The sequence below is a fragment of the Streptomyces sp. CB03238 genome (assembly GCF_002099185.1).
Taxonomy (GTDB): domain Bacteria; phylum Actinomycetota; class Actinomycetes; order Streptomycetales; family Streptomycetaceae; genus Streptomyces.
On record NZ_NBCN01000002.1, the window covers coordinates 248,474 to 260,883 of the forward strand.

The 12,410-nt window shown below is 73.5% G+C and carries 9 protein-coding genes; 7 read left to right on the forward strand and 2 right to left on the reverse strand.

The window, feature by feature from the left end; all coding sequences use genetic code 11:
* Window positions 1-85 precede the first annotated feature (85 nt).
* From BKD26_RS03930 to moeZ, 7 genes are all read left to right on the forward strand, one after another.
* Window positions 86-1,075: an alpha/beta hydrolase gene (locus tag BKD26_RS03930; protein WP_084895755.1), complete on the forward strand. Its 990-nt coding sequence runs from the start codon at window positions 86-88 to the stop codon at window positions 1,073-1,075.
* A gap of 8 nt (window positions 1,076-1,083) precedes the next feature.
* On the forward strand, window positions 1,084-2,334 hold the full coding sequence (locus tag BKD26_RS03935; RefSeq protein WP_084895757.1) for a DUF3152 domain-containing protein: 1,251 nt from the start codon (window positions 1,084-1,086) through the stop codon (window positions 2,332-2,334).
* Window positions 2,335-2,517: 183 nt separating this feature from the next.
* Entirely contained in the window at window positions 2,518-4,215 is a 1,698-nt protein-coding gene (locus tag BKD26_RS03940) for a DUF3492 domain-containing protein (RefSeq protein WP_084895759.1), read from the forward strand.
* Window positions 4,208-5,746 (forward strand): hypothetical protein, encoded by a 1,539-nt coding sequence (locus BKD26_RS03945; RefSeq protein ID WP_084895760.1) that lies wholly within the window; start codon window positions 4,208-4,210, stop codon window positions 5,744-5,746. Before BKD26_RS03940 ends, BKD26_RS03945 begins: the two co-directional genes overlap by 8 nt.
* A gap of 131 nt (window positions 5,747-5,877) precedes the next feature.
* Window positions 5,878-6,861: an NAD-dependent epimerase/dehydratase family protein gene (locus tag BKD26_RS03950; RefSeq protein ID WP_084895762.1), complete on the forward strand. Its 984-nt coding sequence runs from the start codon at window positions 5,878-5,880 to the stop codon at window positions 6,859-6,861.
* The gene (locus tag BKD26_RS03955) at window positions 6,849-7,613 is read left to right on the forward strand and encodes a spherulation-specific family 4 protein (RefSeq protein ID WP_084895764.1); all 765 of its coding nucleotides are present in this window, start codon (window positions 6,849-6,851) and stop codon (window positions 7,611-7,613) included. Before BKD26_RS03950 ends, BKD26_RS03955 begins: the two co-directional genes overlap by 13 nt.
* Before the next feature lie 61 nt (window positions 7,614-7,674).
* Window positions 7,675-8,853 (forward strand): adenylyltransferase/sulfurtransferase MoeZ, encoded by a 1,179-nt coding sequence (moeZ, locus tag BKD26_RS03960; RefSeq protein WP_084895766.1) that lies wholly within the window; start codon window positions 7,675-7,677, stop codon window positions 8,851-8,853.
* 73 nt (window positions 8,854-8,926) lie between these two features.
* Here the strand turns inward: moeZ and BKD26_RS03965 are convergent, their stop codons facing one another.
* Entirely contained in the window at window positions 8,927-10,531 is a 1,605-nt protein-coding gene (locus BKD26_RS03965; protein ID WP_084895769.1) for an alpha/beta hydrolase, read from the reverse strand.
* 54 nt (window positions 10,532-10,585) lie between these two features.
* Window positions 10,586-12,091: an alpha/beta hydrolase gene (locus BKD26_RS03970; RefSeq protein ID WP_241518541.1), complete on the reverse strand. Its 1,506-nt coding sequence runs from the start codon at window positions 12,089-12,091 to the stop codon at window positions 10,586-10,588.
* Window positions 12,092-12,410: the final 319 nt, after the last annotated feature.

Below are 12,410 nucleotides of genomic sequence, written 5' to 3' on the forward strand. Positions count from 1 at the left end.
CCTAGGAGGTACCCCTTCTACGCGCTATGCGATCTGTGACGGCGAACACATCGGTGCCTGCGTGATCGTCTCGTAACATTGCCGCATGTCTTCGACCGAGCTGCCGGAATCCGTCGCCGCCACCGCGGCGGGACCGCGGGTGAGCGCCGTACGGGTCGCGGAGGGCGAGCGGCTGCGCTCCGTGACGCTGCCCGGACTGACGCTGAACGTGCGCCACCGGCCGTCGGACCGCACCGGGCTGCCGCCCGCTCTGTACGTGCACGGGCTCGGCGGCTCCTCGCAGAACTGGTCGGCACTGATGCCGCTGCTCGAGGACGTCGTGGACGGCGAGGCGGTCGACCTTCCCGGCTTCGGTGACTCCCCGCCGCCGGACGACGGCGACTATTCGGTCACGGCGCACGCGCGCGCGGTGATCCGGCTGCTGGACTCCGCCGGGCGCGGGCCCGTCCATCTGGTCGGCAACTCGCTGGGCGGCGCCGTCGCCACCCGCGTCGCGGCCGTCCGCGCCGACCTGGTCCGTACGCTGACGCTGATCTCGCCCGCGCTGCCGGAGCTGCGGGCGCAGCGCGGAGCCTGGCCCACGGCGCTGCTCGCGCTGCCCGGCGTCGCCTCTCTCTTCACCCGGCTCACCCGGGACTGGACGGCGGAGCAGCGGGTGCGCGGCGTGCTCGGGCTCTGTTACGGCGACCCCGGGCGGGTCACCGACGAGGGCTTCCGCAACGCGGTGGAGGAGATGGAGCGGCGCCTGGGGCTGCCGTACTTCTGGGACGCGATGGCCCGCTCGGCGCGCGGCATCGTGGACGCGTACACGCTGGGCGGTCAGCACGGGCTGTGGCGGCAGGCGGAGCGGGTGCTCGCGCCGACGCTGCTGGTGTACGGGGGGCGTGACCAGCTCGTCTCGTTCCGCATGGCCCGCAGGGCGTCGGCCGCGTTCCGCGACTCGCGGCTGCTGGCGCTTCCGGACGCCGGGCACGTCGCGATGATGGAGTACCCGGAGACGGTCGCCCAGGCCGTACGGGAACTGATCGACGGCAGCGACGACAGCGACGGCAGCGACGACAGCGACGGGAGCTGATCCGGGGCGTGGGACGACATAGTCGTAAAGGCCCCGCACCTCAGGGCTCCGAACAGGCCACGGGCGCGGTGCGTGAGGGGGCGCGTTCGGGTACCGGGCGCCGGCGCAAAGCCTCCGCGGCACCTCCCGAACCGCACCACCAGCACCAGAGCCAGCAGCAGCATGTGCGGGGCGGCCACCCCGAGCACCACGAGCCTGGCGGTGGCTGGGGCGAGCCCGGCCGGTACGGCGACTGGCGCGGCGCACCGCCCCGGCCGGACCCCTCCGCGGCCCCGTCCACGGTCCCGGCGACCGGAGTGGGCGCCTGCGCGCGGATACCCGGACCCCGGCGCGACTTCGTCGAGGCCTTCGACGGTGCCCCGCGCGGGACGGCTCCCGAGGAGCCCCGGCTCCAGGAGGACGACCGGAAGACGGGCGGCGGCGGTCGGAGTGGCGGCGGCAAGGGCCGTACGTTCACCGGCATCGCGGCCGCCGCCGTCACCACCGTCCTCGCCGTCGTCGTGGCCGGTCAGGTCACCGGCGCCGGGCCGGGCGGCTCCGACTCCCGCTCGGCGGGCCAGAGCGCCGGCCGCGCGGCCGACGCCGGCACCGGGGCACGGTCGGACCGTTCCGACGAGCGCCCGGCCCCGCCCGAGGCCGCACGGCGCGCCGCCCCGCCGACGTACGCGCAGCTGATGGCCAAGCGGTTCCCGCTGGACCCGCGGCTGAAGGGGTCCGGCGCGTTCGAGGTCGTCCCCGGCACCGACAAGGCACCGGGCAAGGGCCGCAAGGTGTACTACCGGATCGACGTCGAGAAGGGGCTCGGGCTCGACCCCGCGCTGTTCGCGCGGGCGGTCCAGCAGACCCTGAACGACGGCCGCAGCTGGGCGCACGGCGGGGCCATGACGTTCGAGCGGATCTCCAGCGGCGAGCCGGAGTTCGTGATCACGCTGGCGAGTCCGGGCACCACCGGGGTCTGGTGCGCCAAGTCCGGGCTGGACACGACCGTCGACAACGTCTCGTGCGACTCCGCCGCCACCGAGCGCGTGATGATCAACGCGTACCGGTGGGCACAGGGCTCCGAGACGTACGGGGCCGACGCGATGCTCCCGTACCGGCAGATGCTGATCAACCACGAGGTCGGGCACCGGCTGGGGTACAACCATGTGAACTGCCGTACGCCGGGCGCACTGGCGCCCGTGATGCAGCAGCAGACCAAGTCGCTGGAGATCGAGGGCATCAAGTGCCGCCCCAATCCCTGGGTGTTCCCGGGCGGCTGACCGGGCGAATTCGCCTGTAGCGCGTCGAAACGCGACGGGTGCAGGAAAGTTACGAGCATTCACCCCTTCCGGTGGCGCAACGGACAACCGTCCATCACGCCACCGGCATATCCGCTTACGTTCTTCCCGCTGTGAGTCGCCGGACCAACGGTGGCCGCACACAAGGGAGATCGGGGGTGTACTGTGCGGATCGGACTGCTCACCGAGGGTGGATACCCGTATACGACGGGTGAGTCCAGGCTCTGGTGCGACCGGCTCGTGCGCGGGCTCGCGCAGCACGAATTCGACCTCTACGCGCTGAGCCGCAGCGCGCGGCAGGAGGACGGCGGCTGGGTCCCGCTCCCGCACCAGGTGCAGCGCGTGCGTACGGCTCCGCTGTGGGGCCCCGCCGACGAGGGGCTCGGCGGGCGCGCGTACGGCAGGCGTGAGCGCCGGCGCTTCGTCACCTGCTTCAAGGAGCTCGCCGCCGCCCTGTGCGGACCGGGGGAGAGCGGGGCAGGCTTCGCGGAAGGGCTGTACGGGCTGGCCGAGCTCGGCGGGGAGCACGGGGGCCTCCCCGCCGCCCTCCGCTCGGAAGCCGCCGTCCGCGCCCTGGAATCCGCCTGCCGCGCGGGTGGTGCGCGCGGGGGCGTGCACGGCGCCACCGTCCCCGACCACCTCGCCTTCGCCGACCAGCTGGAGCGCGCCCTGCGCCCCCTCTCCCTCGACTGGTACGGCGAGGTCGGCGGCCTGGGCGCGGTCGACCTCTGCCACGCGGCGTCCGGCGGCACCGCGGCCCTGCCCGGACTGCTGGCCAAACGCTTCTTCGGCGTTCCGCTGCTGGTCACGGAGTACGGCGTACAGCTGCGCGCGCACTACCTCGCGGCCGCCGACGCGCCGCTGAGCGCTCCCGTACGCGCCTTGCTCGCCGCCTTCCACGGGTGCCTGGCCGCCGAGGTGTACCGGCAGGCCGCCCTCATCACGCCCGGCAACACCCACGCCCGCCGCTGGCAGGAGAGGTGCGGTGCCGAGCGCGCCAAATTGCGCACCGTCTACCCGGGCATGGAGGCCGAGCGGTTCGCGGCGGTGGGCGAGAGCGCCGACAGCGGCGATCCGCGCACACTGGTGTGGGTCGGGCGGATCGAGCCCGCCAAGGACCTCGTCGGTCTGCTGCACGCCTTCGCGGAGGTACGGAGTCAGGAGCCGGAAGCGCGGCTCAGGATCGTTTCCTCGTCGCCCGCCCGCGCTGCCGAATCGGCCACCTACCGCGCGCACTGCGAGGCCCTGGCCGCCCAGCTCTTCCCCGACGAGGCCGCCGACGCGCACGCCGTCGGCGACAACCCCGTGTCCTTCGAGGACCTCGGCGGCCCGTACGCTCCCGACCTCACCGACGCGTACGCCGCGGCCGGCGTGGTCGTCCTCTCCAGCGTGGTCGAGGGTTTCCCGGTCGGCCTGGTCGAGGCCATGCTGTGCGGGCGCGCCACCGTCTCGACGGACGTCGGCGCGGTCGTCGAGGTCATCGGTGGTACGGGACTGGTCGTGCCCCCGCGCAATCCGCGGGCGCTCGCCGACGCGTGCCTCGCGCTGTTGCGCGACCCGGCGCGCCGCGAACGGCTGGGCGCGGCCGCACGCGCCCGCGCACTCGAACTGTTCACGGTGGAGCAGAACCTCGCGGCATTTCGCGGCATTTACCTGGAGCTCATCTCCCACGCGCCCGTGCGCCGCGAGGCCGAGACCGTCGGCGCGGACGGCGAGCCCCTGCCGTTCGCGCACCCGGCCGAGGCGTACGTGCCGGGGCACTGGACGGGACGCGGACCGGGTGGCGCGACGACCCCCGCATGGGCGCACCCGGTGGGCGCGTACGCGGCCACGGGCGCGGGGAGGGTGGACGGCCATGTCTGACGGAGGCACCCCCACGGGACCTGCCGCTCGCCCCGCCTGGGACAGCCGCGCGGAAGCGGTCCTGTCGGAGCCCGCGCTCGGAACCGTTGACGCCGGACCGGCCGGCCACCACGGGACGGCCGCCGCCCGCACCGGGCAGCCGGCCGCGGTGGCCGAACGCGCCGGAGCACCCCTCCCCGGCGCCGCGGCCGCCCCGGCGGCGGGCACACCCCACGCGGGTGGACGCGGTACGGCGGTTGGACCGGGTGGGGTGGTCGGACGCGACACGGCGGCCGGACTGGACGCGGCGGCCGGCCCGGTGGCGGTTGGACCGGGCGCGGTCGTCGGATCCGGCGGGGTGGTCGAGCCGGTGGGGCGCGGCGGGGCCGGCACGGGTGGTTGCGGTACGGCGGGCGGGCGCGGCGCGGCGGTCGGCCGGCGTGCGGTCGGCTCCGCTGTCCGCGCGGGTGAGGGACGGAGTGCCGGGGGCGTCCGGCGAGGGCCGGCCGATCCGGTGAAGGCGTTGCTGCACCGGCACCGGGAGTTGTGCGAGCGGGCGGTCGACCCGCTGGAGATCGCCGCCGGGCTGGAGGCCCACGGAGTGACCGACCGCACGGCCGCCCGGTTCCGGCACCGGGACGTGTTCTCGCTCGCCGAGGAGCTGTACGCGCGCGTGCCGCGCCGTGACGACAGCGCCCGGCCACGGCCCGCCTCCGTACCCGACACGGGAGCCGCGCTCACCGGCTGGCTCGTCCTGCTGCCCGGCGCCCTGGGCGCGCTCACCGTCGCGGGCCTCACCGCGACCGGCGGGCCGCTGAGGGCAGCCGTCGGCGTGGCCGGCGCCGCCGGGCTCGCCGTGGCGCTCACCGCCTGCCTCCGCCGCGGCCCGCTGCGCGCCGCCGGGCGCACGGCACCGGGCACGCGCGCGTGGACCGGGTTTCTGCTCGCGTACGCCCTGTTCGGCGACGGCCTGCTGGACCAGCTCCTCACCGGCGGCCCCGACCGGGCCTGGCCCGCGGCCACCGCGCCGCTGCTCGGCCTCGCCGTCGCCGTCGCCCCCGCGGCCTGGTGCGCGCACCTGTTCGCCGTACGGGCACGGCGCAGACTCGCCGGCAGCCGCGGCCTGAAGGACTTCGCCGCCGGAACCCGCCCCCTTCTCCTCGCGGTCGTCGCGCTCTACACCGCCGCCCTGACCGGTCTGCTCGCGCTCGTGGGCACCGTCCTCGACAAAGGCTCCTTCAGCGGCGGTGCCCTGGCCCTCGGCACCCTCCTCTTCCTCGCCCGGCTGCTCACCGTCCACGGCTTCGCCGGAGCCGCCGCCACCGGGCTCCTCGCCGCCTGCGCCACCGAGGCGCTCGCCCTCGCGTCCGTCCTCGCCGCCCGCCTCCCCGGCTGCGACCGGCTCGCCCGCCCCGTCCAGGCGGCCGTCGACAGCTGGGGTGCCGCAGCCGTGCCCGCGCTCGCGTGCGGCGCCGCCGCCCTCGCCCTGCTGGCGCACGCCACCGCCGTACTCGCCCGGGCCTCCGCCCATGCCGACGCCACCGTCACCTGACCCGGCGGCTCCGGAACCGGCCCGCACCCGCGTACACCTCTTCACCCCCTTCATTGGCACATCCACAAGGAGACAACGGACATGACCCCCCAAACCCCCGCAACAGCCGGTCGGCGCGAAGGGGGCGCGCGATGAGGGTGCTGCTGCTCGGTGCCAATGGATTCATCGGCCGCTTCGTCGCCGACCGGCTCCTCGCCGACCCGGCCGTCCACCTGACCGCCCTCGGGCGCGGCGACGACGCCGACGTGCGGTTCGACCTCGCGGGAGGCAGCCCCGGTGCGCTGACCCGGTTCCTGGACGCGGTCCACCCCGGTGTCGTCATCAACTGCGCCGGGACCACCCGCGGCGGCGCCCGCGAGCTGACCCGGCACAACACCGTCGCCGTCGCCACCGTCTGCGAGGCGCTGCGCCGCAGCGGCTGCGGGGCGCGCCTGGTCCAGCTCGGCTGCGCCTCCGAGTACGGGCCCTCCCAGCCCGGCTCGTCCACCGCGGAGGACGCGGTGCCGCGCCCCGGCGGCCCCTACGGCGTGTCCAAGCTGGCCGCCACCGAGCTGGTCCTCGGCGCCGGCCTGGACGCGGTCGTCCTGCGGGTCTTCTCGCCGGTCGGCCCCGGCACCCCCGCGGGGTCGCCGCTCGGCCGGCTCGCGGAGGCCATGCGGCGCGCCATGCAGTCCGGTGACGGCGAGCTGAAGCTCGGCGGCCTCGGTGTGCAGCGCGACTTCGTCGACGTACGCGACGTGGCGCGCGCCGTGCACGCCGCCTCCCTCTCGGCCGCGCAGGGCATCGTCAACATCGGCACGGGCCGTGCCGTACGGCTCCGCGACGCGGCCGCCGTCCTCGCCAGGGTCGCCGGGTACGCGGGCGCCCTGCACGAGCTGGACGCGCCGAGCAGGCCGTCCCTGTCGGCGATGGGATCCCTGGCGTCCATCGGCGCCCAGCGCGGCGAGAGCCTCCCCGACCAGCCGGCCGCCGGGGCCCATCCGTACCCCGACGGGTGCGGCGGCTGGCAGCAGGCGGACGTGCGTACCGCGCGCGACCGGCTCGGCTGGCGGCCCCGCATCAACCTGGAGGAATCCCTGGCCGACATCTGGATGGAGGCCGCATGCCGCATCTGACCCGTACGGACACGGGGCTCTCCGCGACCGGCGCCGAACGGCTCGGCTTCGGCGTCCCCGGCTACGCCCACCCCTTGCTCGCCCCTGTCGAGTGGGCCGAGCTGACCCGCCCCGGTACGCCTCTGCACTGGGCCGTCCTCAATGTCGCGGACGGCCCGGGGGCCCGGCCCGATCCGCACTGCCTGGAGGCGGCCGGAAAGCTGCGCAACGCGGGCGTCCGGGTGCTGGGCCATCTCGACCTCCGGCACGGCTCCCGCCCGTTCGGCGAGATCGTCTCCGACGCGCACCGCTTCCTGGACTGGTACCAGGTCGACGGCTACCTGCTGGACCGCTGTCCCACGGACCGGGCGGACCTGGCCGCCGTGCGGCGTACGACGGCCACGCTGGAGGTGATCCTGGAGCACGCCGACGGCGGGCACGTGGTGCTGGGCCATGGCTCGCACCCGTATCCCGGCTACGCGGAGATCGCCGACCAGCTGGTCACCTTCTGCGGGCCCTGGACGGAATACCGCTGGTCACAGGTGGCGGAGTGGACCGCGGACCATCCGCCCGAGCGGTTTGTGCACCTCGTCCACGGGGTGCCGCGCACCCATCTCGAGGAGGCGATGCGCATCGCCCGCTGGCAGGGCGCCGGGACGATCTTCTTCACCGACCGGAGCGCCGACCGCACCGGACAAAATGATCCATTCGCGGCTCTGCCCGGCTACTGGGACGAAATCGTCTCGCAGATCGGACCGGGTGTCTCGGAATGAGGAGGGCCGTGGCAGTGTTACGGAAGAACAACCGTACTGACTACCGACCAACGGAGTCCCCGTGTCGCTGCCACCCCTGGTCGAGCCGGCTGCCGAGCTCACCGTAGACGAGGTCCGCAGGTACTCCCGCCACCTGATCATCCCGGATGTCGGGATGGACGGGCAGAAGCGGCTGAAGAACGCCCGTGTGCTCTGTGTGGGCGCCGGTGGCCTCGGCTCGCCCGCCCTGATGTACCTGGCCGCGGCCGGCGTGGGCACGCTCGGCATCGTGGAGTTCGACGAGGTCGACGAGTCGAACCTGCAGCGCCAGATCATCCACAGCCAGTCCGACATCGGCCGCTCCAAGGCCGAGTCCGCACGCGACAGCGTGCTCGGCATCAACCCGTACGTGAACGTGATCCTTCACGAGGAGCGGCTCGAGGCCGACAACGTGATGGACATCTTCAGCCAGTACGACCTGATCGTCGACGGCACGGACAACTTCGCCACGCGCTACCTGGTCAACGACGCGTGCGTGCTGCTGAACAAGCCGTACGTCTGGGGCTCGATCTACCGCTTCGACGGCCAGGCCTCGGTCTTCTGGTCCGAGTACGGCCCCTGCTACCGCTGCCTGTACCCGGAGCCCCCGCCGCCGGGCATGGTGCCCTCCTGCGCCGAGGGCGGCGTGCTGGGCGTGCTGTGCGCGTCCATCGGCTCCATCCAGGTCACCGAGGCGATCAAGGTCCTGGCCGGTGTGGGCGACCCGCTGGTCGGCCGCCTGATGATCTACGACGCCCTGGAGATGCAGTACCGCCAGGTCAAGGTCCGCAAGGACCCGAACTGCGCGGTCTGCGGCGAGAACCCGACCGTCACCGAGCTCATCGACTACGAGGCCTTCTGCGGCGTCGTGTCCGAGGAGGCCCAGGAGGCGGCGCTCGGCTCGACGATCACTCCCAAGCAGCTCAAGGAGTGGATCGACGGCGGCGAGAAGATCGACATCATCGACGTCCGGGAGCAGAACGAGTACGAGATCGTCTCGATTCCCGGCGCCCGTCTGATCCCGAAGAACGAGTTCCTGATGGGCAACGCCCTCCAGGACCTCCCTCAGGACAAGAAGATCGTCCTGCATTGCAAGACGGGTGTCCGCAGTGCGGAAGTCCTCGCCGTGCTGAAGTCGGCGGGCTTCTCGGACGCGGTGCACGTCGGCGGCGGCGTCATCGGCTGGGTCAACCAGATCGAGCCGGAGAAGCCGGTCTACTAGGCCACGGCCGGCCACGCTCGCGGCAGGGGGCCGGACCCGGTAGGGGTCCGGCCCCCTCCGCTGTCTTCGGGGCTCAGGAACAGGTCTTCCCGTCGGCCGGGACCTTTCCGTCCAGCAGGTAGTCGTTCACCGTGTCCCGCACGCACGTGCTGTCGCTGGTGTACGCGCCATGGCCCTCGCCCTTGTAGGTGAGGAGGACCCCGACGCCCGCGCCGAGCTCGTCCGCCATCTTCTTGGCGCCCTCGTAGGGCGTCGCGGAGTCGCCCGTGGTGCCCACGACCAGGATCGGCCCCGCGCCCGGGGCGCTCGCCTTTGGTGTGGCGCTCTCGCCCTTCACCGGCCAGTTCGCACACCAGCCCGCCGTGTCCCAGGCCATGAACTCCGCGAAGACCGGCGATATTTTCCGGAACTCCGGCAGCAGCGCCTTGGCCTCGGCGGCCGTCGGCCGGCTGCTGCTGTCGGCGCACGAGATGGCGCGCTGGGCGTGCGCCTGCGTGCCGTAGGTGCCGTCCGCGCCCCGGTTGTTGTAGATGTCGGCGAGTCGCAGCAGGGCGTCACCCTTGCCCGCCTCGGCCTCCTCGAGGCTCTTGGTGAGATAGGGCCACGTCTCTTCCGAGTACAGGGTCGCCGCGATGCCGGTGAGCGCGAGGCTCTGTGTGAGCTCGCGGCCGTCGGCGGTGGGCAGCGGCTCGCGGTCCAGTCGCTTCAGCAGCGCCGTCACGCGCGTGTTGCCCGCCTGTGCTCCCTCGCCGGTGAACGCGAAGTAGTTGTTCAGCGCCCGCTGGAAACCGATGGCCTGGTTGCGGGCGTGGCCCGCCGCGTCCGCCGTCGGGTCGACGACCGCGTCCAGGACGGTCCGCCCGACGTTGCGCGGGAACAAGTGGGCGTACGTCCCGCCCAGTTGCGTGCCGTAGGAGAAGCCCATGTAGTTGAGCTTCCTGTCGCCGAGCACGAGGCGGACCAGGTCCAGGTCCCGTGCCGTGTTGCTGGTGGTGACGTGCCCGATGACCTTGCCGGACCGCTTGGCGCAGCCGGCGCCGAAGTCGGCACCGTCCTTGAGGAAGGCGGCCTCCTCGGCGGATGTGTCCGGCGTGAGGTCGACCCGCGCCAGGGAGGCGGCCTGCTCCTTGCTGTCGCGGCACACCACCCCGGAGCTCCGGCCCACACCGCGCGGGTCGAACCCGACGAGGTCGTAGCGGGCGCCGAGCTCGTGAAACTTACTGGCCGTGTGCGGCATGGCGGCCACCCCGGAGGCGCCCGGGCCGCCGAAGTTGAACAGCAGGGAGCCGATCCGGCGGCCCTTGTCGCGGGCCTCCTTGCGGATCAGCGCGATGGAGAGGGTCTCGCCGTCCGGCTTCGCGTAGTCCAGCGGCACCTTCACGCTCGTACAGCGCCACTCCGCACCGGGCTTCTCGCCGCCGTCGGGCGCCTCGCAGTCGCGCCAGTCCGGCTTCTGGCCGGTGAGCGCGGCAGGCAGGGAGGCCGTCGGACCGGCCGGGGACGTATCACCACTGCCGCCCGTGCCGCCCGTGCCGCCCGTGCTTCCCGTACCGCCGGTGTGGCTGCCGGTGTTCGTGCCGCCGCTGCCGGTCTCGCCGCCGCTGTCGCAGCCGGTGACCAGCCCGGCCACCAGTGCCGCCGCGACCGCCAGGCCTCCGGCCCGTACGCGCATGGACATGTGTCCCCCCACTCCTGTACTGGACCAACATCCTAGGCGGGGCCACTGACAGTGCTACGGGCACACGGTCCCCGACTTCGGCACCGTGCCGTCCAGCAGGTAGGCGTCCACCACGCGCTTCACGCACGCGTCGCCGCTGTTGTACGCGCCGTGCCCCTGGCCCCGGTACGTCACCTCCACGCCGACGCCCTTGCCCAGGGCGGCCGCCATCGCCCTGGCCCCCGCGTACGGTGTGGCCGGGTCGCCGGTGTTGCCGATGACCACGATGGGCGCCGAGCCCGGGGCGCTGACGTCGGGGTGTTCCCAGGTGCCGGGGACCGGCCACTGGGAGCAGCTGATCAGACCCCAGTTGATGAAGTCGCCGAAGACGGGGGACGCCTTGCGGAATTCGGGGAGCTTCGCCTTCGCCTGGGGCACGGAGAACCGCGACGTGTCGTCGACGCAGTTGATGGCCGCGTTGGCCGCCTGGACGTTGCTGTAGTTGCCGTTCTGGTCGCGGCCGTTCATGGAGTCCGACAGGGCGAGGAGCAGCCCGCCGTCGCCGCCGTCCGCCTCGTCGAGGCCCTGTTCCAGGTAGGGCCAGTACTCCTTGGAGTACAGGGCCTGGATGATGCCGTTGGCGGCCTGGGACTGGGTGAGCTTGCGGTCGCCGAGGCCCGCGATGGGTTTCTTGTCGAGTCGGGCGAGCAGATCGGTGATGAAGCCCTCGATCTCCTTGGCGTTGCCGCCCGGCAGCTTGCACGCGTCCCCGCGCTTGACGCAGTCCTCGGCGAAGTTGTTCAGCGCGAGCTGGAAGCCCTTCGCCTGGCCCAGTGCGCCCTGTTCCGCGCTGCCGGTGGGGTCGACGACGGCGTCGAAGACGGCGCGGCCGACGTTCTTCGGGAACAGGTGCGCGTAGACGCCGCCCAGTTCGGTGCCGTACGAGATGCCGAAGTAGTGCAGCTTGGCGTCGCCGAGCACCTGGCGCATCAGGTCCAGGTCCCGGGCGGCGTTGACGGTGCCGACGTGGGCGAGCATGCCGCCGGAGTTCTCCTCGCAGGCGTCGGCGAACTTTTTCAGCCCCTCCTGGTAGGCGTTCTCCTCGCCCGCGTTGTCGGGCGTGGAGTCGAGCGCGAAGAAAGCGTCCAGCTCCGGGTCGTCCTGGCACTCCACGCTCTCGCTGCGGCCGGCCCCGCGCGGGTCGAAGCTGACGAGGTCGTAGCGGGTGCGCAGGGTTTCGTAGTCATTGGCGAAGGAGGGCAGGCCGGTGATGCCCGAGACGCCGGGACCGCCGAAGTTGAAGACGAGGGAGCCGATCCGTTTCGCCGGGTCGGACGCCTTGGCCCGGATGAGCGCCAGCTCGATGGTCTCGCCGCCGGGGTCCGCGTAGTCGAGCGGGGCCTGCATGAAGGAGCACTCCCACTTGGTGCCACCGGGCAGCGGGGACGGGGCGGTGCCGGTGCCCTCCTGGAGGGAGGGGCCGGGGCAGGCGTCCCAGGTCAGCTTCTGGGTGGCCAGCTCCTCGGGCCGGTCCGGGTCCCGGCCGCCTTTGTCACCGTTGTCCGAGCAGCCCGCGGCCATCAGTACGGTGGCGGTGGCGGCCGCGAGCACGGCGGCGGACCGGGCGGCGGACCGCGTGGTGGGCCGGATGACGGACCGGACGGACCGGACGACGGGCCGGACGGCGCGCGCGGCGGCACGCCGTGGAGTGCGGGTGGCGGCGGGCCGGGCGGCGCGGGTGGTCATGGATCCATGGTGCGCCCGGCTCCTGTCGGGCGCCCGTGACGAGGTCCATGCGGGTGGCCGGGCGGGCCTGAGGCCCCTGACGCCGGGTTCCGTACGCCGTCCCCACATGCCCGGCCCCGTACGCCGTCCCCACATGCCCGGCCCCGTACGCCGT

Excerpts from the sequence above, each read along its gene's own strand:
- BKD26_RS03955 (WP_084895764.1), top strand. The coding sequence starts at position 6,849 with ATGCCGCATCTGACCCGTACGGACACGGGGCTCTCCGCGACCGGCGCC.
- BKD26_RS03970 (WP_241518541.1), bottom strand. The coding sequence starts at position 12,091 with ATGGCCGCGGGCTGCTCGGACAACGGTGACAAAGGCGGCCGGGACCCG.
- BKD26_RS03950 (WP_084895762.1), top strand. The coding sequence starts at position 5,878 with ATGAGGGTGCTGCTGCTCGGTGCCAATGGATTCATCGGCCGCTTCGTC.
- BKD26_RS03965 (WP_084895769.1), bottom strand. The coding sequence starts at position 10,531 with ATGTCCATGCGCGTACGGGCCGGAGGCCTGGCGGTCGCGGCGGCACTG.
- BKD26_RS03945 (WP_084895760.1), top strand. The coding sequence starts at position 4,208 with ATGTCTGACGGAGGCACCCCCACGGGACCTGCCGCTCGCCCCGCCTGG.
- BKD26_RS03930 (WP_084895755.1), top strand. The coding sequence starts at position 86 with ATGTCTTCGACCGAGCTGCCGGAATCCGTCGCCGCCACCGCGGCGGGA.